The sequence below is a fragment of the Mesocryomonas fontinalis genome (genome assembly GCF_055730125.2).
In genome coordinates this window covers 383632-403258 of record NZ_JBUZWG020000001.1, presented here as the reverse complement: position 1 = coordinate 403258, position 19627 = coordinate 383632, and the positions used below count along the sequence as shown (strand labels likewise).

Here is a 19627-nt window from a genome sequence, read left to right as displayed (position 1 = left end):
GCGCCGCCTAGTGCCGGCCGGAGGTCGCGGCGATGCCGTCGGCATAGCGCCATTCGAGGAAGGTCCGGATGCCGAGCGTCAGCAGAGCGAGGACGGCCAGCAGCGACGCAACCGCGAAGGCGGCCGCGAAAGGGAACTCGTTCGACAGGATTTCCACCTGCAGCGGCATGGTGTTGGTAAAGCCGCGGATCTTGCCGGAGACCACCGAGACCGCACCGAACTCGCCCATCGCGCGGGCATTGCAGAGGAGGACGCCGTAGAGCAGCGCCCAGCGCACGTTGGGCAAGGTCACCAGCCAAAAGGTCTTCCAGCCGGAGGCACCGAGCGAGACTGCCGCTTCCTCGTCGCCGCTGCCTTGCTCCTGCATCAGCGGGATCAGTTCGCGGGCGATGAACGGGAAGGTAACGAAGATCGTCGCCAGCACGATGCCGGGCACGGCGAAGATGATGGTGATGCCGTGCGACGTCAGCCAAGGGCCGAAATAGCCGCCGGCGCCGAACAGGAGCACATAGACGAGGCCCGCGATGACCGGCGACACCGAGAACGGCAGGTCGATCAAGGTGATCAGGAGGCTGCGGCCCTTGAACTCGAACTTCGCGACGACCCAGGCGGCGGCAATGCCGAAGACGAGGTTGCACGGCACCGATATCGCCGCGATCAGCAGCGTCAGCTTGATCGCCGCCACCGTGTCGGGCTCGGAAATCGACTCCCAGTAGACACCGACGCCATCCTTGAACGCCTCGTAGAAGACCGTGACGAGCGGCAGGAACAGGAACAGGCCGAGGAAGACGAGGCTGATGGCGATCAGCGTCCACTTCACCGCCGGCGTCTCACTGGTCACTGGCCGCCGCGTCTTGCGGCGCGCCTGCGGCACTGCGGGGCTCATGCGGTCATCCGCCATATCCGAACCTCCTGCGGCTCCAGGCCTGGATGAGATTGATCGTCAGGAGGATGACGAAAGAGATGATCAGCATCAGTGCGGCCAGCGTGGTCGCTCCGGCATAGTTGAACTCTTCCAGCCGGAAGACGATGAGCAGCGGGACGATCTCGGAATAATACGGCTGGTTGCCGGCGATGAAGATCACCGAGCCGTACTCGCCGACGGCGCGCGCCAGCGAGAGCGCAAAACCGGTGAGAATGGCGGGGAACAGCGAGGGAAGGATGACCCGCCAGATCGTCTGGCGGCGATTGGCGCCGAGCGTTGCCGCCGCCTCCTCGTAGCCGCGGTCGAGCTCCTCGATCACCGGCTGCACCGTGCGGACCATGAAAGGCAGGCTGACGAAGGTCAGCGCCACGATCACGCCGAGCGGCGTATAGGCCACCTTGATGCCGAACGGCACCAGGAACTGGCCGATCCAGCCGTTCTGGCTGTAGAGGGCGGCAAGCGTCAGGCCGGCGACCGCGGTCGGCAGAGCGAACGGCAGATCGATCATCGCGTCGACGAATCGCCGACCGGGAAACTGGTATCGCACCAGGACCCAAGCCAGCAGCGGTCCGAAAATGGCGTTCAGGATGGCGGCAGCCAGCGAGGCGCCGAAGGTCAGCTTCAGCGCCGCGATCGTCCGCGGATCCATGACGATCGCGACGAAGCCCTCCCAGCCGACACCGGCGGCGCGCAAGAAGAGGGCTGCCAGCGGGATCAGCACGATGATGGAAAGATAGACGAGCGTGAACCCGAAGGTCAGGCCGAAACCCGGAATGACGCTCGGCTTGCGGAAACCGGAAGACACCGAAGAATTCGCCATGCGCCGTCAGTACGTTCGCGCGGGACGCTGCGGGATCTGCGCGGCGAGGCGGCGGTGATCAAGGCACCCCATGGCGGTTTCCTCTCGCAGATCGTGGCAGCCCTGTGGCCGGCGCGGGATGGTTCAATATCTAGCCGTCCGATATATTGTCAATCGAAGGGCATCCGGTCGCGGCGGCGTTTCGGCCGGGTTGAAGGACGGTGCGACGCGGCCTGTAGCGGTCGCAAGCTTGACCTTTGCGCGCCATCGGCCTATCGGAAGCACATGTCGGCAGCTGGTCTTGAGCCCTGCTGAACACAGGACGGCCTGGATCGTCCCTCCCCTTTTCTTCAGTCGGTATATTTTTGCATTGAGCACGCCCAAGGAAAACGATTTCGCCGAACGTCGCAGCGCAGCGCTGGACGCCAAGAAGGCGCTCCTCGAAAAGTTCAAGGCCAAGCCTGACGAGAACGATCCGGCTGTGCAGGCGAAGATCGCCGAGCGCAAGGCCCGGGCCGAGGCCAAGGAAGCACGCGCCGAAGCCAAGCGCGCCGAACAGGCGTTGAAGGCAGAGCAGGAGGCCGAGCGCCTGGCCGCCCTCGAGGCCGAGAAGGCTGCCGAGGAAGCCGCCAAGCGCGCCATCGCCGACGAGCGCGTCAACCGCGTCGTCGCCGACGAGGCCGAGCGCAAGGCAGCCCGCGACGCGCGCTACGCCGCCCGCAAGCAGCGCAAGAAGTAATCCGCCGCCGGCCCCGCGCCGGCAGCGTCACGTCTGTTGACGATCAGAGGCCGACCCGCGGGCATAACGCTCAGCAGGCCGGCCTATTTGGCTTTGCGGTATCTGCCGCGCTCAGTGCTTTGTCGGTCCCCGGATCGGTCAGGCGCTTCCCGGATCATGGCCATGCCGGTCCCCCGTCGGACCGCCGAGCGATCCGCCCCTCCGAAGGATACCGCCCGTGCCGTTCCGCCCGACCAGCCTGCCCCTCGAACGCGCTCTCAAGGACCGCGACTACAACGACCCGACACCGGTGCAGGACGCCGTACTGGAGGAGAAGGCCGAGGGCCGCGACCTCATCGTCTCCGCCCAGACCGGCTCCGGCAAGACCGTCGCCTACGGCCTCGCGATGGCGAAGACGCTGCTGGGCGAGGCCGAGCGCTTCGACGTCGCCGGCGAGCCGCTGGCGCTGATCGTCGCGCCGACCCGCGAGCTGGCGCTGCAGGTGCACCGGGAGCTCGAATGGCTCTACGAGCACACGGGCGCCAAGATCGTCACCTGCGTCGGCGGCATGGATCCCCGCGCCGAGCAGAAGAAGCTGCAGGCCGGCGCTCACATCGTCGTCGGCACCCCCGGCCGCCTGCGCGACCATCTGGAGCGTCGCCGCCTGCTGATCGGCGGGCTCAAGGCCGTCGTGCTCGACGAGGCCGACGAAATGCTCGACCTCGGTTTTCGCGAGGATCTGGAGTTCATCCTCGAGGCGACGCCGCCGGAGCGCCGGACGCTGCTGTTCTCGGCGACGCTGCCGAAGGCGATCACCGCGCTCGCCAAGCGCTACCAGCGCGATGCGCTGCGCATCGAGGCGACCCGCAGCGCCACCGGCCATGTCGACATCGAATACCGCGCCGTGCGCATCGCGCCGAACGAGGTAGAGCACGCCGTCGTCAATCTCCTGCGCTTCGTCGAGCCGACCAGCGCCATCGTCTTCTGCAACACCCGCGAGGCCGTGCGGCATCTCCATTCCGGCCTGCTGGAGCGCGGCTTCTCCGTCGTCTCGCTGTCCGGCGAGCTTGGCCAGAACGAGCGCAACGCCGCCATGCAGGCGCTGCGGGACGGCCGGGCTCGGGTGTGCGTCGCCACCGATGTCGCCGCCCGCGGCATCGATCTGCCGAACCTTGGCCTCGTCATCCACGCCGAGCTGCCGAACGACGCCGAGACCTTGCAGCACCGCAGCGGCCGCACCGGCCGCGCCGGGCGCAAGGGCATCTCCGTCGTGCTCGTGCCGATCTCGCGCCGCCGCAAGGCCGAGCGCTTGCTGCTGGAAGCCGGGGTGCACCCGACCTGGGGCGGCGCGCCGACCGTCGACGAGATCAAGAAGCTCGACGAGGAGCGGCTGCTTTCCGATCCGATCCTGCAGCCGAACGCCGAGGACGACGACGGCGTCGCCGCGGCCCTCCTCGGCCGCTATTCGCCGGAGGAGCTCGCCGCCGCGCTCGCCCGCATCTACCGCTCGCGGCTGCCGGCCCCGGAGGATGTGTTCGATCCAGGCTTCGGGCGCGATCCGAAGCCCGGCAAGACCTACGACAATGCGGGCCAGGACCGCGGCACCCGCAAGGAGCGGGACGCGGCGCGCAGCCCGTCCGGCCCGAGCGTTTGGTTCCACATGGACATCGGCCGCCGCAACAACGCCGATCCGAAATGGCTGCTGCCCCTGATCTGCCGCCGCGGTAACGTCACGCGCTCCGACATCGGCGCGATCCGCATCTTCGACCGCGAGACCAAGTTCGAGATCAGCGAGGCGATGGCGCAGAAGTTCGCCGACAGCGCCAAGGGCATCGACGCCGACGACATCACCATCTCGCTGTCGACCGAAGCCGGCGGCGGCGATACCCCGCCGCGCGACTACGACAAGCCGAAGACCAAGCGGCCGTTCGTCAAGGCTGGTGCCGCGGGTGCAAGTGCGGGAGCAGCGCGGCCCGGCGGCGACAAGGCCTATGCCAAGCCGCGTCGCCCGAAGAAGCCCAGCGCCTAAGACTGTTTGGTTTGGGCCTCCGCCGCCCCGGCACAGACCGCTGGGGCGCCATTGCCCCGGCAGCTCTTAATATTGCCGATTTTCTGCGGTTTTGCGGTGCAGCAAGGACGGGAGCGGCGACCGAGCCAACCGCGGTCCGGCGGCAAGGGACGAGCCTGGAGAATTCATGACCACGACCGCCGAAGCCCTGAAACCGCTTCTCTGGGAAGCGAAAAACTTGGTTCGGGCCGTCGAGGCCGCCGGCGTCACGCTGTGGTCGTGGAATGTTGACACCGACGCGCTGGCGATGGACGACGCCGCCTATGATCTCTGGGGCATCCCCAAGGGCATCGACGTCAATTTCGAGGACCTCTCCGCCCACATCCACCCCGCCGACCGCGACCGCGTCCGCGCGGCTTTCAACGCAACGCGGGCGATCGTCGGCCCCTACGAGATCGACTTCCGCATCATGATCGGCGAAGAGCTGAAGTGGATCTCGGCGCGCGGCCAGGGCGACGATGCCGGAATGGTCAAACGGATCATGTTCGGCATCTTCATCGACGTCACCGGCCGCAAGCAGGCCGAGGAAGGCCGCGAACTGCTGGCCGGCGAGATGAGCCACCGCGTCAAGAACCTCCTGGCGATCGCTTCCGGGCTCACGGCCATCACGTCGCGCTCGACGACGACCACCGAGGACATGGCGCGCGAACTGACGCAGCGCTTAACCGCCCTCGGACGCGCGCACGATCTCGTCCGCCCCGTCCCCGGACAGACGGAGGCAGCCTCGGCGCTGCTCGGCGATCTCCTCACCGTCCTGCTGGCGCCCTACGATGATCTCGGCGCGTTCAGCGGCCGTATCAGGGTATCCGTTCCGCGGATGAGCGTCGGCGATGCGGCGACGACGATCCTGGCGCTGATCGTGCATGAACTGGCCACCAACTCGCTGAAATACGGCGCGCTGTCGGTGGACTCAGGCACCCTCGACGTCTCCTGTTCCGCGCAGGACGAGGCCGTCACGGTGATCTGGCGCGAAAGCGGCGGTCCGAGGGTCGTCGCCCCCAAAGGACCCGGCGGCTACGGCAGCAAGCTGGTCGAGCGAAGCGTCACGGGACACCTCCGCGGCTCCATCAACTACCACTGGGCCGAAAGTGGCCTGGTGGTGACGTTGCACTTCGCGCCCGAGCGCCTCGCCGCCTGAGGCAGGCCTGTCACGTCACGACCCAGCGCTTCAGCCCCGTTCCTTGGTCGTCGAGAAGATCACCTTCGGATAGTTCTTCTGGGCGTAGGACAGTTCCCAGGAATTGCGCGCCAGGAAGACCGGGCGGTCGCCACGGTCCTTCGCCAGATCGCCTTGGTTGGCTTTGATGAAGCGGTCGAGCTCGGCTGGATCGTCGGAATCCACCCAGCGGGCGGTATCGAAGGCGGCGGGCTCGAGCGCGACCTCGACGCCGTATTCCGACTGCAGCCGCGACGCCAGCACTTCCAGCTGCAGCGCGCCGACGACGCCGACCAGCCAGGCGCTGCCGATCACCGGGCGGAACACCTGGGTGACGCCTTCTTCGGCGAGGTCGTTCAGGGCCTTCGCCAGCTGCTTGGTCTTCATCGTGTCCGGCAGGCGCACACGGCGGATCAGTTCCGGCGCGAAGCTCGGAATGCCCGTCACATTGTACTCCGAGCCCTCCGTCAGCGTATCGCCGACCGACAGTGTGCCGTGGTTGGGGATGCCGACGATGTCGCCGGCCACCGCCTCGTCGGCGATCGCGCGGTCGCGGGCGAAGAAGAACATCGGGCTCGTCGCCTTCAGCTCCTTCTGGGTCCGCACGTTCCGGAGCTTCATGCCGCGCTTGAACACGCCGGAGGTGAGGCGGACGAAGGCGATGCGGTCGCGGTGGTTGGGGTCCATATTGGCCTGGACCTTCAGGACGAAGCCCGAGACCTCGGCCATTTCCGGCGAGATCGGTGCGGGCAGCGCCGGCTGCGGCAGCGGCGACGGCGCAAAGCGGCAGACGGCTTCGAGCAGGTCGCGCACGCCGACCTCGCGCATCGCCGAGCCGAAGATCACCGGCGTCATGTGGCCTTCGCGGTAGCTTTCGAGGTCGAAGGCCGGCAGCGACATGCGGGCGATCTCAAGGCCCTCGATCGACGGCCCGAAGATGTGGTCGGCGAGGAGTTCGGGATCCGAGGTAAAGTCCTCGAGGCTCTCATGCTGCGAGCGCGCCTTGTTGGCGCGGGTCAGCGTGACCGGGCCCTCCCCGTTCAGCGTAACCATGCCGCGGAAATCGGTGCCCATGCCCATCGGCCAGGTGATCGGCGCGACGTCGAGAGCGAGCGAGGACATGATCTCGTCGAGGATTTCGAGCGGATCGCGTCCCTCGCGGTCGATCTTGTTGACGAAGGTGATGATCGGGATGTCGCGCAGGCGGCAGACCTCGAACAGCTTGCGCGTCTGCGCCTCGATGCCCTTGGCCGCGTCGATCACCATGATCGCCGAGTCCACGGCCGTCAGCGTGCGATACGTGTCCTCGGAAAAGTCGGCGTGGCCCGGCGTATCGAGAAGGTTGAGCACGAGCCCGTCATACTCGAACGTCATCACCGAGGAGGTGATCGAGATGCCGCGCTTCTGCTCGATCTCCATCCAGTCCGAACGGGTGCGCCGGCGCTCGCCGCGCTCCTTGACCTGGCCGGCGAGCCGGATGGCGCCGCTCTCGAACAGCAGCTTCTCGGTCAGCGTCGTCTTGCCGGCATCGGGATGCGAGATGATCGCGAAGGTGCGGCGGCGCTTATGGCCGCCGTGCAGGTCGAACAGGCCGTCGTCGATCCGGCCGATTTCGCCGACCGGGGCGCTGGTGTCACTCATCGTCATCGTCTCTTCGAAAGCGTTTGCAGCGGCTTGTCGTGCCGTGAAGCATTGCGCCACTGCAGCGAGGCGAAAGCCTTTCAGGCTATCGTCCTCAGGGGCGCTTCCTTATCGAGAACATGGGGGAGAAGCGCAACTCCCCTCCCGGATCTAGCGCCTCCCTTCTCTCTTCAGCCACCGCCGGCGAGCAGTTTGTCGAAGTCGGCGTCGAGCCGCCCGAGCGCGGTATCGATATGCTCGCGCCGTGCCGCGATCCACGCGTCCTGCTCGCCGAGAGCCTTGTCGGCGGCGTCCAGCATGCGCGTCATCTCAGCCGGCTGCGGACCACCGACGGTCGCCCGGTTGCGGATGATGGCGATGGGATCCAGCGTCTCGCGGAACTCGGCCTCGCTCATCGGCAGATCGTCGGCGGGCAAGCCCATCTCGCCGGCCGAGACGGCATAGATCTTCTGCGCCTCGGCATAGGGGAAGTCGCTCGGCTTGATGTTGTTGGCCTTGGCGTAGTCGACGACCTCGGACGCGAAATGGTGGCCGGCCCGGAATGGCAGCTTGTACTTGCGCATCAGGACGTCCGCGATCTCCTGCGACGCGGTCCAGTCGCTGTTCAGCTCTTCCAGCGCGCGGTCGGGATTGATGACGAGGGCACCCAGCACCTCGTTCCACTCCGCCAGCACGGTCACTGCGCTTTCGATCATCTCGCCGTTCTGCCGGACGTCCTTGGCGTCGCCCATGCCGGGGGTGATGTTGTGCGCTTGAATGACCGGGCCCATAGCCAACGTCACGGCGGTCGAGGCGGACTGGCGGGTGTCGTTCAGGAGGCCTGGATTGCGCTTCTGCGGCATGGCGCTCGACACATAGGTGTTGCCGCCACCCTCCTGCAGCAGAATCCACGGCCGCGGCTGGGCATACTGCGTCATCACGTCCTCGATGAAGGCGCCGGCATGCAAGGCGATGCTGGTGACGATCGACGCCACCTCCACCGGCTGTTCGGTCGAGGAGATCTGGCCGGCGTCGTAGGCATTGTCGACGATGCCGGCAAAGCCGAGATAGTCGGCCATGCGGGCGCGGTTCAGCGGCCAGCTGGTGCCGTTCAGCACCGTCGTCCCCATCGGCGATCGGTCGATCCGCGCATAGGCCTCGCGGATGCGGTCGGCGTCGCGCTGCAGGCCGGCGGCATGGCCGAGGAGGTAATGGCCGTAGCTGTTGGGCTGGGCGGCAACGCCGTTGGTGTAGTTCGGGACGATCGTGCCGGCATTCCGCCGGGCCAGCGCAACCAGCGTTTTCGAGGTGGTGCTCAGCTGGTCGGCAAGCGCCAGCAGGCGGTCGCGCAGCATCGCCGAGCGGTAGGTGGCGTGCATGTCCTGGCTGGAGCGTCCGGCATGCAGGAGCGTCACCTCGACGCCCGCCGCCTCGATCAACAGCGGCTCGAAGCTGATCACGGTGCCCGGACGCTTTGCCCCCTTGCTGTCGCCATCCGCCAGGACCTTGGCGATGCCTCTCGCGATACCCGGCGCCTTCGCCTTGTCGAGAAGGCCCTCCTCGGTGTTGATGACCGCCGTCGCCTTGTTCATCTCGCCGAGCCAGAAGAACGGGTCGCGCGCCGCCGCTCCCTCGGCCAAGGCGGACGTCGAAGACGCCAGCAAGGCCAGGAGGAAGGCGGCGGCTTTCGTTGGCGTCGGCATGGCTGGATCTCCCGTTTCCCTGTCGGCAAGGTCATTGCCGAGCGCAAAACGCTATTGATCCCTTATGAATTGCGCAAGCCTCGCCTGCTGGTGGCAAGGCTATGGCCGTCTCCCCTACTCGGCGGCCTCGGCATGCCGGATCGGCTGGTCGAGCAACTGCCCATCGCCCGGCGCGAAGTGGACGCTGACGGTTTCGCCGCGCGCCGGCGGCGGGGCGGCGGGGCTGTTGAAGGCATCGAGCAGCAGCGAGTTATGGCCGAGGCGAACCCGCATCCGCACAACCGAGCCGAGGAAGTGGACGTCCTCGATCTGGCCATTGAGGCTGTTGGTCCGGTCGAGGCCCGGCTGCAGCGACAGCGCCTCGGGGCGCAGCGCAAGGGTCAGCGGCGTGCCCTGCGGATTGGCGTTGGCGGGGACGATGATCTCCTGGCCCTCGATGCTCATCCGGCTTTCACCGGAGGCGACCCCCTCCAGCACGCTAAGCGTGCCGATGAACGAGGCGACGAACCGCGTCTTCGGCCGGTTGTATATCTCGAACGGGGTGCCGACATGCTCGGCCCGGCCCTCGTTCATCACCACGATGCGGTCGGAGATCGAGAGCGCCTCCTCCTGGTCATGGGTGACGAAGATCGCGGTGATGCCGAGCTGGCGCTGCAGGTTGCGGATGTCCTCGCGCAGCGAGACGCGGATCTTGGCGTCGAGCGCCGACAGCGGCTCGTCGAGCAGCAGCACCTGCGGCTTGACCGCGAGCGCCCGGGCCAGCGCCACGCGCTGCTGCTGGCCACCGGAGAGCTGGTAGGGATAGCGGTCGCCGAGGTGCCCCAGCTTGATGAGATCGAGCATTTCCGCGACGCGGGCGGCGATTTCGGCCTTGGGCCGGCCGGCGACCTTGAGGCCGAAGGCGACATTGTCGGTGACGGTCATGTTGGGGAACAGGGCATAGGCCTGGAACACCATGCCGATCTTGCGGCCGTTCGGCGGAAGGTGGGTCACGTCCTTGCCGTCAATGATGATCTGGCCCTCGGTCGGCGTCTCGAAGCCGGCGACCATGCGCAGCATGGTGGTCTTGCCGCAGCCCGAAGGGCCGAGGAAGGAGACGAACTCGCCCTTCTCGATCGACAGGTCGACGCCGTGCACCACGGTGTTCGGCCCGTAGGATTTCTTCAGGCCCTTGAGTTCGAGAAAGCTCATCGGATTGTTCCTGAAACGAGAAGAAGGATCACCGCTTGTGCTCTTTCGGACCGCCGGCGAAGACCTGCAGCAGCCCCATGCAGGCCCAGGTGATCGCGAAGGCCACCACGGCCAGCGCTGCCGGCTCGTAGGCGCGGTTGGCGCCGACGTTCTGAATATAGGGACCAAAAGCCGGACGGTTGAGGAGGCTCGCAAAGACGAATTCGCCGATGACGATGGCGAAGGTCAGGAAGGCACCCGACAGGACCGCTGCCCTGACGTTCGGCACGATGACGCTGAGGAGGATCGTCCGGCGGGAGGCGCCGAGGCTTTCGGCCGCTTCCGTCAGCGTGCGCACGTCGATCGAGGCGAGGCCGGTGTCGACCGCCCGGTACATGTAGGGCAGCGCCAAGGTAGCGTAGCCGCAGATCAGCAGGAAGTTGGTGCCCATGTCGTTCGAGGTCAGCGGCAGGAAGGACGAGGAGTTATACATCCGGAGATAGCCGAAGACGATCACGATCGCCGGAATGACCAGCGGCAGGAGCGTGATGAACTCGATCAGGGGCCGCAGCTGCGGCAGCCGCAGGCGGACCCAGTAGGCGGTCGGCACTACCAGCACGGCGCCGACGACGATGGTGGCGAGCGCGGCGACGGTGGAAAACAGGAAGGTCTGCTGGAAACGCGCATCGCCGAAGACGACGCGGTAGGCCTGGAAGGAGTAGACCCCACGCAGCATGCGCAGCGAGAACTCGAAGGTGGCGATCAGCGGCAGCAGGAAATACAGCGCGGCGAGCACGACGACGAGCCAGGGACCGAACTTGAAGGACTTCACCGCTGCCACCTCTCGGCCCGGCTGCGCAGCCAGATGTAGAGGCCGTTGGAACAGCCGGTGATGACGATCATGCCGAAGGCCAGCGCGTAGCCGAGGTTGGCGTTGTGCAGCACGTCGCCGCGGATCTGGGCGTAGAGGAGGATCGGCACGATGTTGAGCGAGGAGCCGGTCAGCGCATACGCGGTGGCGATGGCGCCGAAGGCATTGGCGAAGAGCAGGAGGAAGCAGCCGAGCAGGCTCGGCGCCAGCACCGGCAGCACGACCATCCGCCAGTATTGCCAGCGCGTCGCGCCGAGCACCGTCGAGGCCTCCGACCATTCCCGCTTCAGCCCGTCGATCGCCGGCGCGATGATCAGCACCATCAGCGGGATCTGGAAGTAGAGGTAGGTCAGCGTCAGGCCCCAGAAGCTCAACAGGTTGAAGCCCGACCGGTAGATGTTGATGCCGAACCCCTCCGACAGGATCGTCGTCAGCAGGCCGAGGCGGCCGAGCGTGGCGATGAAGGCGAAGGCCAGCGGCACGCCGGCGAAGTTCGAGGCGACGCCGGAAAAGGTCATCAGCGTCGGCCGGATCGAACCCGGCAAGCCCCCCTTGACCACGGCATAGGCCAGCATGAAGCCGAACAGCGCGCCGAGCGCGGCCGAGGCGAGCGAGATCTGGATGCTGATCTTGTAGGCCGAGAGGATCGACGGCTCGAACAGGCTGGCGACGTTGACGAGCGTGAAGTTGCCTTGCGCGTCCTGGAAGGCGCCGACGATCAGGTAGAGGGTCGGCAGGATCAGGAACAGGCCGGCAAAGGCGATGAAGGGAACGATGCCGAGCCAGGCCATCGACATGCCCCGGCGCTTTGCAGCCGGGCCGGCCGAGCCGAGCATCACACCCACCTCCCCGGCAGCGGCCGCCGGCATCATGTCGATTTCCGTCGAATGGGCGCTCAAGGACATCTGCCGATCGGATGGGGTGGTGGCGTCGGAGATGACGCTGAACAGGCCGCTACCGAGGGGCAGCGTAGGAGAAGGCGTATCTGCCTGGCAAGCGGTCGCCCGCGCTTGTCCCAGGCATTCCCGCCGCCGGGAGACCGGCGGCGGGAAAAGGCTTTGAAGCTGGATTACTGGACGTTGGCGCCGACGGCCTTGTCCCACTCGGCGGTGATCTTCGCCTTCGACGCGTTCTGCTGGTCGAGGGTCGGGAACACGGCGGTCTCGTAGGCGGCTGCCGGCGGCAGCTTGGCGAGGAGGTCGGCCGGGATCTTGCCGGCCTTCGACATCGCGTTGAAGCGGATCGGGTGGCAGTAGCCCTTCAGCCAGTTCAGCTGGCCTTCGTCGGAATAGAGGTATTCCATCCAGAGCTTGGCGGCGTTCGGGTGCGGGGCGAAGGCGCTGATCGCCTGGACGTAGACGCCGGCGATGACGCCGGTCTTCGGCACCACGACGTCGACGTCGGGGTTTCCGGCCAGCGTGTCGCGGTCGGCGAGCGCGTTGTAGTCCCAGCGGATGATGATCGGGGTGGCGCCCTGCGCGAGCGAGGCCGACTTGCCGATGACCGGGACGAAGTTGCCGGCCTTGTTGAGCTTGCCGAAGAAGTCGAGGCCCGCTTCCGCAGCCTTGCTGGCATCGCCGCCGGCAGCCGAGAGGCCCGCCGCGTAGACGCCCTGGATGGCCTGGTTGGCGGTGCGCGGATCACCGGCGAGCGAGACGGAGTTCGCAAATTCCGGCTTCAGGAGGTCGGCCCAGTCGGTCGGGCTGTCCTTGATGATATCCTTGTTCACCTCGAAGGCGAGCACGCCGTAGTAGTCGCCATACCAATGGCCGTCGGCATCCTTGGCATCGGCCGGGATTTCGTCCCAGGTCGCGACCTTGTAGGGCTGGATCAGGCCGTCGGCCTTGGCGGTCGGGCCGAAGGACAGGCCGACGTCGATGACATCGGGCGCCTGCGGGCCGGTATTGCCCTTGTTGGCCTTGATCGCCTCGATCTCGTCGCCCGAGCCGGCATCGGGGTTCAGCTCGTTGACGGTCAGGCCGTACTTGGCCTTGAAGCCCTCGATCATGGCGCCATAGCCGCACCAGTCGTGCGGCAGCGCGATGGTGGTCAGCTGGCCTTCGGCCTTCGCAGCCTTGATCAGCTCGTCCATCGACGCCGCATGCACCAGCGATGGCGACATCGCGATCAAGGCAACGGCGGATACCGCCCGCATCAGGTGAGTTTTCATGGTCAACCCCTCAAGACCCGCCCGGCCCGAAGAGCCACCGCGGAATTTACGGCACGATGCCGGATCGGCAATTCGCATAGCAGTGGCGGATGACAGCGGCATGTCGGCCGGCATCGCCTGCTAGGCAACGGTTACAAGCATGCCAACGCTGCGTCCCGCAAGCGGTGGACAGCGTCGGCTCCGGCGCAAATTCCTCCTCGTAAGCATGGATTTGTCAAGCAATGTTATTTGCTCAGGGCACAGATGGTAACTGACCGAGACGATTTCCTGTTCATGATAATGAAAGACTTCAGAGGCCAGTAGAGCCTTGGGGTAGCGAAGTGCTACTGAAGCGGAATACGTTGTCTTCAGGCATGCCGTTACATCAAGACATTGACACGATCAGGAAACCCGCCAAGCTGCCGTGCGATTTCGGCAGAATCAATGAGGCCGTCTGCTTGGAGCAGATGCGCTTTCGTGGAGGTCTTTTGACTACTCAGGCTATTTCTGCCGCCGCGCTTGCGAGCCTTCTCGAGCAAGTCGCCCGTCGCATCCACAGCCAAGGCTACGCGGCGGATCTCTTCCCGGCGCAGTGGGCCGCCATACGATATCTCGAGGGCGCTCCCCCGCAGCGCCGCACGGCCATCGATCTTGCGAGGTTCCAGGGCCTCGCCTCGGGTGCCGTGGCCAGAACCGTCCGCACGCTGATCACCAAGGGCCTTCTGGTCAAGGCCGGCACGATCGGCCGCGGCCGCGCCGAGCAGCTCGATCTCACCGAACTCGGTCGCCGCGTCCTTGCCGATGACCCGCTGCAGTCGGTGGCGGCGGCGCTGGAAGTGCTGAGCACCACGGACCGCGAGTGCCTCGCCAACGGCCTGGAGATCGCCATCCGGTCGACCATGCCGGATCTCGACGAATCCTGACGTAAAGGATGGCGATGCGCTGCCGGCGCATCGGCGGGATAAGACATGAAAAACGGATGGGTAACGGCTTGACGGGGCTTCTGACCACGGTGCGCTACTGGCTGCTGCTTCTGCCGATGCTGCTAATTCTGTCGGGCTGCCAGTCCAGTCCGGATCGCCTGTCGCTCTTCGTCGGCCCTTCGGCTTCGAGCTTCGTCGATGAGACTGGCTTGCTCACCATCGACGACGTGCTGGCGCAGAAGAGCGCACTCTTCCGCCACAAGGCGGGGACGACGCCCAACGAAGGCATCGCTGGACCGGAGCGCTCCCGCTTCTGGCTGAGCTTCGACGTGCCCTATGTCAGCAAGCTGCTGGCATCCGGCTGGAAGCCCCCACTGGCGATCTCGATCCGCGAACCGCGGCTGCAGCATGTCGAGCTCTACGTGAAATCGCCGCGCGGCCTCAGCACCCAGAGCTGGAAGAGCGAGGACCGGACGACCGGCCGCAGCGAAGCGTTCCGCTACCCCGTCTTCATGCTGGATCCGGCGGAGTTGCAGGGCGCCGAGATCTATATCCAGATTTCGACGGTGTCCTCGATGCAGGGGCTTGTCTGGCTGTCCGACTTCCGGACGCTGTTCGCCATGTACGACACCGAGACCTCGATCCTCTCGGTGATGATCGGCATCATGAGCGCGATCCTCATCTACATCCTCGCGCTGGGCCTGTTTCTGCGCAGCCGGACCAATCTCTGGCTCGCCGCGTGCATCGCCAGCGGCCTTCTCTACATCGTCTCGGCCAACTCCTTCCTAGAGACGCTGTTCGCCAGCGGCGGCGGCGTCTCGCGTGTGCTGGCGCTAACCTCTGCGCTGCTGATCTACTTCAGCTTCACCGGCTTCCAGACGAGCTTTCTGCGCCTGCAGAAGCTGCAGCCCTGGCTCTACCCTTTCGTGCGGGCATGGATGGTCCTTCTGGCCTTCAGTGCCGCCCTGGCGGTCGTCGACGACCTCGCCGGCATCGGCATCCTGCGCCAGGTCTCGCCCTATCTCGGCCTTGCCACCATCTGCCTCGCTCTGGTCTCGGCGCTCTCCGGCGTCCGGGGCAATGCATGGCGCTCGGCGATCTTCGTCCTCGCCTGGCTGCCGTCCTTGGTGGCCGGCAGCGTGCGCCTGTTCCTCGACGTGGCGCCGGGCATCGGCACCGGCCCCGCGGTCGACACGAGCCTACTGTTCGGAATCGCGGCGTCGCTGGTGCTGTTCACGATCATCGCCTCGGTCGACATCCAGAAGCGCGAGGCGAGGCTGCGCGCCGAGATCCTGCACAACGCCGAACGCTTCCGGGCCTTCGCCGAGGTCGGCACCGACATCTTCTGGGAGATCAACGGCGACGGTAATCTCGTCTTCTTCACCGGCCAGCAGCTCGAGCAGGTGCGCTTCGGCCTCGGCGAACGATTCCTGGAGCGTCTGGCGGAGGCGACATCGCCAGATTTCGTCCGCCCGCTGCGCGAGGCGGTGGCCGGCCGGCATCCCTTCGACGACCGCCGGCTGCGGATGGCCGACGGCGAGCGCGACGTCTGGATCAGCATCAGCGGCAGGCCGATCACCGCCTCGGCGCACCGCCATCGCGGGCACAGCGCGGTCTATCGTGGCCTGATCCGCGACGTGACCGAGGAGGTCGAGCGCGAGAGCCGCCGGCTGGTGGAGCAGCAGATGTTCGCGCTCGGGCAGCTCGCCGGCAGCGTGGCGCACGAGATCAACAACCTCATCCACCCCATCATCAACCTCACCAAGCGTCTGCGCCTGCGGACCGGTCCGACCGCCGATCCCGAGAGCACGCGGATGATGGACCTCATCGACATCTCCAGCCGGCAAGCCGCGACGGTGGTCTCGGAGCTCCTGCAATCGACCCGCGGCGAACGCTGGAAGGACATCGACCGGCCAATCAGCACCGCGGTGGAGCACGGCGTCGATGCGGTCCGCCCTGCCCTTCCCGCCAGCATGCGCGTCGACACGGTGATCGAGGAATGCACCACGGTGTCGGTGAAGGTCGGCGACATCCTGCAGATCGTCGGCAACCTCGTGTCGAATGCGGTGCATGCCATGAACGGCGCCGGCACCATCACCGTCTCGCTGTCGAAGCTCGACGACGGCGCACGGCTCAGCATCGCCGACAACGGCGCCGGCATGGAGGAAAACGTTCGGCGTCGTGCCATGCAGCCTTTCTTCTCGACGAAGGTTGACGGCCGCGGCACCGGTGTCGGTCTCTACGTCGTGCAGCGGATCGTGCGCGGCTACGGCGGCTGGATCACCCTCGACTCTTCTCCTGGCCACGGAACGACCGTGACCATCTTCTTCCCCATCCGAAAGGACGACCATGGAAACGCTGGAAACCCAGACACCCCGCCTGAAGGCGCTCGTGGTGGATGATGTGATGACGGTACGCGAATCGCTGGCGATCGCCCTCGAATCGGCCGGCTATGCCGTCACCGGCGCGGGCAACGGCGTCGAGGCGCTGGCCGCGCTCGATAAGGATGATTTCGACGTCCTCGTCACCGACATGTGGATGCCCGAAATGGACGGCCTTCGGCTGCTGAAGGAAATCCGCGGCCGCAAGCCGAACATGCGGATCTTCGGCGTCACCGGCGGCGGACCACGGCTGACCATCGAAGCGATGAGCTCGCTCGCCGAAGTCTGGGGCGCCGAAAAGGTCTTTCTCAAGCCGTTCGACGACGACGAGCTGATCGCCGCGCTGATGGAACCGAAGGGCGCCTGACGCTCAACCGGCCGGCGGCAGGACGAGATCGATGACGAGGGGCAGGTGATCGGATGCACCGGCAGCCTCGGCCGCCGTCGACATCGCGGAAAGAACTACGCCTTCCGATGCATAGAGCCGGTCCATCCGCACGAAGGGACGGCGCGACGGCCATGTCACGGGGTTTGCGAACACCGGCAGCACCGCCGACAGCGCCTTGTGCACGGCACCGGCAGTGCGCCACTCGTTGAAGTCCCCGAGGGCAATGGTCGGCGGCACCTCGGCCGTTCCCCCCTCCGGGTACACTAGCCGCGCCACCCAGCTGGCCTGACGCCGCCGATCGCCGGGCCAGAGGCCGAAGTGCGTCGAGAGCACCCGCAAGGGGCCGGTGGGCGCGGCGATGACGGCGTCGATCACGCCGCGAGGCTCGATCCGGCCACCCGGAAGCCGGTGCGCCGCCTCCACAGCGATCGGCCAGCGGCTCCAGAGGAGATGCCCGTAGTCGCGCCCGGGCCGCTGCACCATCCGGGCCTCGACACGGAAGCCACCGAGCGCGGCCGCGAAAAACTCGAAGGCGCCAGCCATCCGGCCGAAATGTGTGCGGCCGTCGACTTCCTGCAAGGCGAGGATATCGGGATCGATCGCCCGGAGGTGCGCGAGGATCCGCTCCGGATCGCAGCGCCCGTCACCGCCGACGCTGCCGTGGATGTTCCAGCTGACGATGCGCAAGGCGTCGGAAGAGGGACGGACCGGGATGGCCGCCATCCCGGTCTCAGCCGGCGAAGCGGGCGTCGGCGGCGTCGAGCTCGCGGCGGATACGGGTGACGAGGAGGCTCCCGTCGGCGGTGCAGTTCTCGTGGGTCAGGAGTTCGCCGAGCCGGATCGGCTTCGACACCACCGCCTTTTCGGCAAGGCCCAGCGGCAAGGCCTTCGCGACGCGCGCCTCCCGCCATTCCATGGCGAAACCGCGATACTCGCTCTCGCCGATCCGGCCGAGAATTTCGCCCGGCTTCAGGTCGCGCTTGGCGACGGCGCCGCATTCGGCCACCGGCCGGTCCAGCGCCACCATATCCGGTCGCTTGTACATCACCGCGCGGATCGCCGAGAGCGGCGTCTCGAGGCTCGTGAGGTGGAACGGCCGGACCAGCGCGAAGCACGGACCGGGACCGACCTTGAGGTCCGCCATGCGCTCGATCGCCCGGCCGTGCCGAGGCTTGGCGATGCAGAAGACGCCGGGCGCGACGCCCTTGCCGATGGTGTAGTCGACCCGGCCGGCTGCCGAGAGGATGCCGCCGTCGGCCTCGGTGCACAGCACCTGGGCAAGGTTCTCGATCGTCGCCTCGGGACCGTGCATGCCGGCGACATCCGGGACAAGACCCGTGCAATTGGCGATGGCGGTCATCTCGACCATGGTCTTCGAGCCGTCGATGAACTCGACCAGCATGCGCGCATTCATGTCGCGCTCGCGGGCCTCCTTTTCGTATTCGGCCGGCACGGCATCGAAACGCAGCGGATTGTTCTTGCCCTTGCCGGCGGCGACGACGTCCATGCCGAGGGTCTGCGCGAAGGCGATCAGTTCCAGCGTCGCGGCGGGCTCGTCGCCGGCCGAGCCGGTGTAGACGACGCCGGCACGCTTGGCCTCGGCCGCCAGATGCCGGCCGACGGTGATGTCGGCCTCGACGTTCAGCATGACGATGTGCTTGCCGTTGCGGATCGCCTCCAGCGCCAGGAAGGTTCCGACGTCGGGGCTGCCGGTGGCGTCGACGATCACGTCGATACGGCCGGCCGCGCAGAGCGCCGCGAGATCGTCGGTGACGGCGATGCCGCCGGCCTCGATCGTGCGGTCGATCTCGGATGCGGTGACGACGACGCGCCCATGCCCGGCATCGTGTCCGGCGAGCGCGATCGCCTCCATCGGCCGGGTCGGGCGGCTGGCGGCGATGGCGCCGATCCGTACGCCGTTCATCAGCGCGACCTGCACGACGATGTCGGTGCCCATCTGCCCCGCGCCGGCGAGCCCGATGGTGATCGGGCCGTGGCGGTCGGCATGGGCGTCGAGTTCGGCGGCAAAGCCAATGCGATCGATCATCGGGAACTTTCAGGCAAGGCGGGAACAGGCAGGACGGTGGCGGAGAGCTCAGCCCTATCTACCACTCCCACCGGGCTTTGGAAGTCGTGGACCGCCTCAGAGCTTGACGCGGTCGCCTTGCCCGCCCCCGGTCACGGTGCGCAGGATCAGGCCGAGATCGCCGAAAAAGCTGCGGGTCTCCAGATAAGCCTGGTCGATGGCGGCGAGCTTTTCAGGCTCCGACATGTCGATGCCCTGCACCTGCGCGAGCCCGGTGATGCCCGGCCGCAGGGCGTAGACGCCGCGCTGGTCGCGGGCCGTGATGAGCGCGGTCTGGATCGGCAGGCAAGGACGCGGGCCGACGAAGCTCATCTCGCCCTTTAGGACGTTCCAGAGCTGCGGCAGTTCGTCCAGCTTGAACCGGCGGAGGTTGCGGCCGAGCGGCGTCACCGCCGAGGCCGGCGTCTCGTGCGAGGCAGCCGAGACGGTTTCGACCCGCATGGTCCGCAGCTTGTAGCAGGTGAACACCGCGCGGTTCCGGCCGACGCGGGCTTGCGCGAAAATGCCGGGTCCGGGCGAATCGCGCTTCACCAGGAGAGCCAGCAGCAGGATCGCCCAGCCGATCACGACAAGGCCGACGAGGCTGACGGTGACGTCGAACAGGCGCTTCATCTGGCTCGGCCCCTCGGCATGATCTGGGAACGGCGGTGCGATGGCGGCCGGCCCTTGT

17 protein-coding genes are annotated in these 19627 nt (G+C 66.8%); 6 read left to right on the top strand and 11 right to left on the bottom strand.

What is annotated here, in order from left to right:
- Positions 1-7: 7 nt before the first annotated feature.
- A complete protein-coding gene (gene cysW / locus ACZL02_RS01840; protein WP_472938493.1) occupies positions 8-886 on the bottom strand; it encodes a sulfate ABC transporter permease subunit CysW in 879 nt (292 codons plus the stop codon).
- A 4-nt stretch (positions 887-890) separates the two neighbouring features.
- Positions 891-1745, bottom strand: a complete 855-nt coding sequence (cysT, locus tag ACZL02_RS01835) for a sulfate ABC transporter permease subunit CysT (RefSeq protein WP_472938492.1) — start codon at positions 1743-1745, stop codon at positions 891-893.
- 349 nt (positions 1746-2094) lie between these two features.
- On the opposite strand from cysT, the gene ACZL02_RS01830 reads away from it, so the two are divergent.
- The 3 genes from ACZL02_RS01830 (at position 2095) to ACZL02_RS01820 (ending at position 5648) form a co-directional block, all read left to right on the top strand.
- Complete coding sequence (locus ACZL02_RS01830) at positions 2095-2463, top strand: DUF6481 family protein (protein ID WP_472938491.1); 369 nt, start codon at positions 2095-2097, stop codon at positions 2461-2463.
- Between the two features lie 217 nt (positions 2464-2680).
- Positions 2681-4471: a DEAD/DEAH box helicase gene (locus ACZL02_RS01825; protein ID WP_472938490.1), complete on the top strand. Its 1791-nt coding sequence runs from the start codon at positions 2681-2683 to the stop codon at positions 4469-4471.
- Between the two features lie 166 nt (positions 4472-4637).
- Positions 4638-5648, top strand: coding sequence for a sensor histidine kinase (locus tag ACZL02_RS01820; protein WP_472938489.1), 1011 nt, complete (start codon positions 4638-4640; stop codon positions 5646-5648).
- A 30-nt stretch (positions 5649-5678) separates the two neighbouring features.
- On the opposite strand, the gene ACZL02_RS01815 is transcribed toward ACZL02_RS01820, so the two are convergent.
- From ACZL02_RS01815 to ACZL02_RS01790, 6 genes are all read right to left on the bottom strand, one after another.
- Positions 5679-7307, bottom strand: coding sequence for a peptide chain release factor 3 (locus ACZL02_RS01815; RefSeq protein ID WP_472938488.1), 1629 nt, complete (start codon positions 7305-7307; stop codon positions 5679-5681).
- 170 nt (positions 7308-7477) lie between these two features.
- Positions 7478-8989, bottom strand: coding sequence for an argininosuccinate lyase (locus ACZL02_RS01810; protein WP_472938487.1), 1512 nt, complete (start codon positions 8987-8989; stop codon positions 7478-7480).
- Between the two features lie 114 nt (positions 8990-9103).
- On the bottom strand, positions 9104-10180 hold the full coding sequence (locus ACZL02_RS01805) for an ABC transporter ATP-binding protein (protein ID WP_472938486.1): 1077 nt from the start codon (positions 10178-10180) through the stop codon (positions 9104-9106).
- A 28-nt stretch (positions 10181-10208) separates the two neighbouring features.
- A complete protein-coding gene (locus tag ACZL02_RS01800; RefSeq protein ID WP_472938485.1) occupies positions 10209-10991 on the bottom strand; it encodes an ABC transporter permease in 783 nt (260 codons plus the stop codon).
- Positions 10988-11866 carry an ABC transporter permease gene (locus ACZL02_RS01795; RefSeq protein WP_472933913.1) on the bottom strand — a complete coding sequence of 293 codons (879 nt, stop codon included), beginning with the start codon at positions 11864-11866 and terminating at the stop codon, positions 10988-10990. Before ACZL02_RS01795 ends, ACZL02_RS01800 begins: the two co-directional genes overlap by 4 nt.
- 233 nt (positions 11867-12099) lie before the next feature.
- Complete coding sequence (locus tag ACZL02_RS01790) at positions 12100-13152, bottom strand: ABC transporter substrate-binding protein (protein ID WP_472939087.1); 1053 nt, start codon at positions 13150-13152, stop codon at positions 12100-12102.
- 515 nt (positions 13153-13667) lie between these two features.
- On the opposite strand from ACZL02_RS01790, the gene ACZL02_RS01785 reads away from it, so the two are divergent.
- Genes ACZL02_RS01785 through ACZL02_RS01775 form a run of 3 tightly spaced genes read left to right on the top strand, consistent with a single transcriptional unit; the run spans position 13668 to position 16850 of the window.
- Positions 13668-14102: a MarR family transcriptional regulator gene (locus ACZL02_RS01785; protein WP_472938484.1), complete on the top strand. Its 435-nt coding sequence runs from the start codon at positions 13668-13670 to the stop codon at positions 14100-14102.
- Between the two features lie 56 nt (positions 14103-14158).
- Entirely contained in the window at positions 14159-16504 is a 2346-nt protein-coding gene (locus tag ACZL02_RS01780) for a sensor histidine kinase (protein WP_472938483.1), read from the top strand.
- Between the two features lie 4 nt (positions 16505-16508).
- Positions 16509-16850, top strand: coding sequence for a response regulator (locus ACZL02_RS01775; protein ID WP_472938482.1), 342 nt, complete (start codon positions 16509-16511; stop codon positions 16848-16850).
- Positions 16851-16853: 3 nt separating this feature from the next.
- Here the strand turns inward: ACZL02_RS01775 and ACZL02_RS01770 are convergent, their stop codons facing one another.
- From ACZL02_RS01770 to ACZL02_RS01760, 3 genes are all read right to left on the bottom strand, one after another.
- Entirely contained in the window at positions 16854-17594 is a 741-nt protein-coding gene (locus ACZL02_RS01770) for an endonuclease/exonuclease/phosphatase family protein (protein ID WP_472938481.1), read from the bottom strand.
- 7 nt (positions 17595-17601) lie between these two features.
- Entirely contained in the window at positions 17602-18918 is a 1317-nt protein-coding gene (locus tag ACZL02_RS01765; RefSeq protein WP_472938480.1) for an NAD(P)H-dependent oxidoreductase, read from the bottom strand.
- Positions 18919-19014: 96 nt separating this feature from the next.
- A complete protein-coding gene (locus ACZL02_RS01760) occupies positions 19015-19569 on the bottom strand; it encodes a sugar transferase (RefSeq protein ID WP_472938479.1) in 555 nt (184 codons plus the stop codon).
- Between the last annotated feature and the right edge of the window lie 58 nt (positions 19570-19627).

Coding starts and splice junctions, on each gene's coding strand:
- ACZL02_RS01780 (WP_472938483.1), top strand. CDS start 14,159: ATGGGTAACGGCTTGACGGGGCTTCTGACCACGGTGCGCTACTGGCTG.
- cysW (WP_472938493.1), bottom strand. CDS start 886: ATGAGCCCCGCAGTGCCGCAGGCGCGCCGCAAGACGCGGCGGCCAGTG.
- ACZL02_RS01765 (WP_472938480.1), bottom strand. CDS start 18,918: ATGATCGATCGCATTGGCTTTGCCGCCGAACTCGACGCCCATGCCGAC.
- cysT (WP_472938492.1), bottom strand. CDS start 1,745: ATGGCGAATTCTTCGGTGTCTTCCGGTTTCCGCAAGCCGAGCGTCATT.
- ACZL02_RS01795 (WP_472933913.1), bottom strand. CDS start 11,866: ATGCTCGGCTCGGCCGGCCCGGCTGCAAAGCGCCGGGGCATGTCGATG.
- ACZL02_RS01815 (WP_472938488.1), bottom strand. CDS start 7,307: ATGAGTGACACCAGCGCCCCGGTCGGCGAAATCGGCCGGATCGACGAC.
- ACZL02_RS01820 (WP_472938489.1), top strand. CDS start 4,638: ATGACCACGACCGCCGAAGCCCTGAAACCGCTTCTCTGGGAAGCGAAA.
- ACZL02_RS01810 (WP_472938487.1), bottom strand. CDS start 8,989: ATGCCGACGCCAACGAAAGCCGCCGCCTTCCTCCTGGCCTTGCTGGCG.
- ACZL02_RS01790 (WP_472939087.1), bottom strand. CDS start 13,152: ATGTCGCCATCGCTGGTGCATGCGGCGTCGATGGACGAGCTGATCAAG.
- ACZL02_RS01775 (WP_472938482.1), top strand. CDS start 16,509: ATGACGGTACGCGAATCGCTGGCGATCGCCCTCGAATCGGCCGGCTAT.
- ACZL02_RS01805 (WP_472938486.1), bottom strand. CDS start 10,180: ATGAGCTTTCTCGAACTCAAGGGCCTGAAGAAATCCTACGGGCCGAAC.
- ACZL02_RS01760 (WP_472938479.1), bottom strand. CDS start 19,569: ATGAAGCGCCTGTTCGACGTCACCGTCAGCCTCGTCGGCCTTGTCGTG.
- ACZL02_RS01770 (WP_472938481.1), bottom strand. CDS start 17,594: ATGGCGGCCATCCCGGTCCGTCCCTCTTCCGACGCCTTGCGCATCGTC.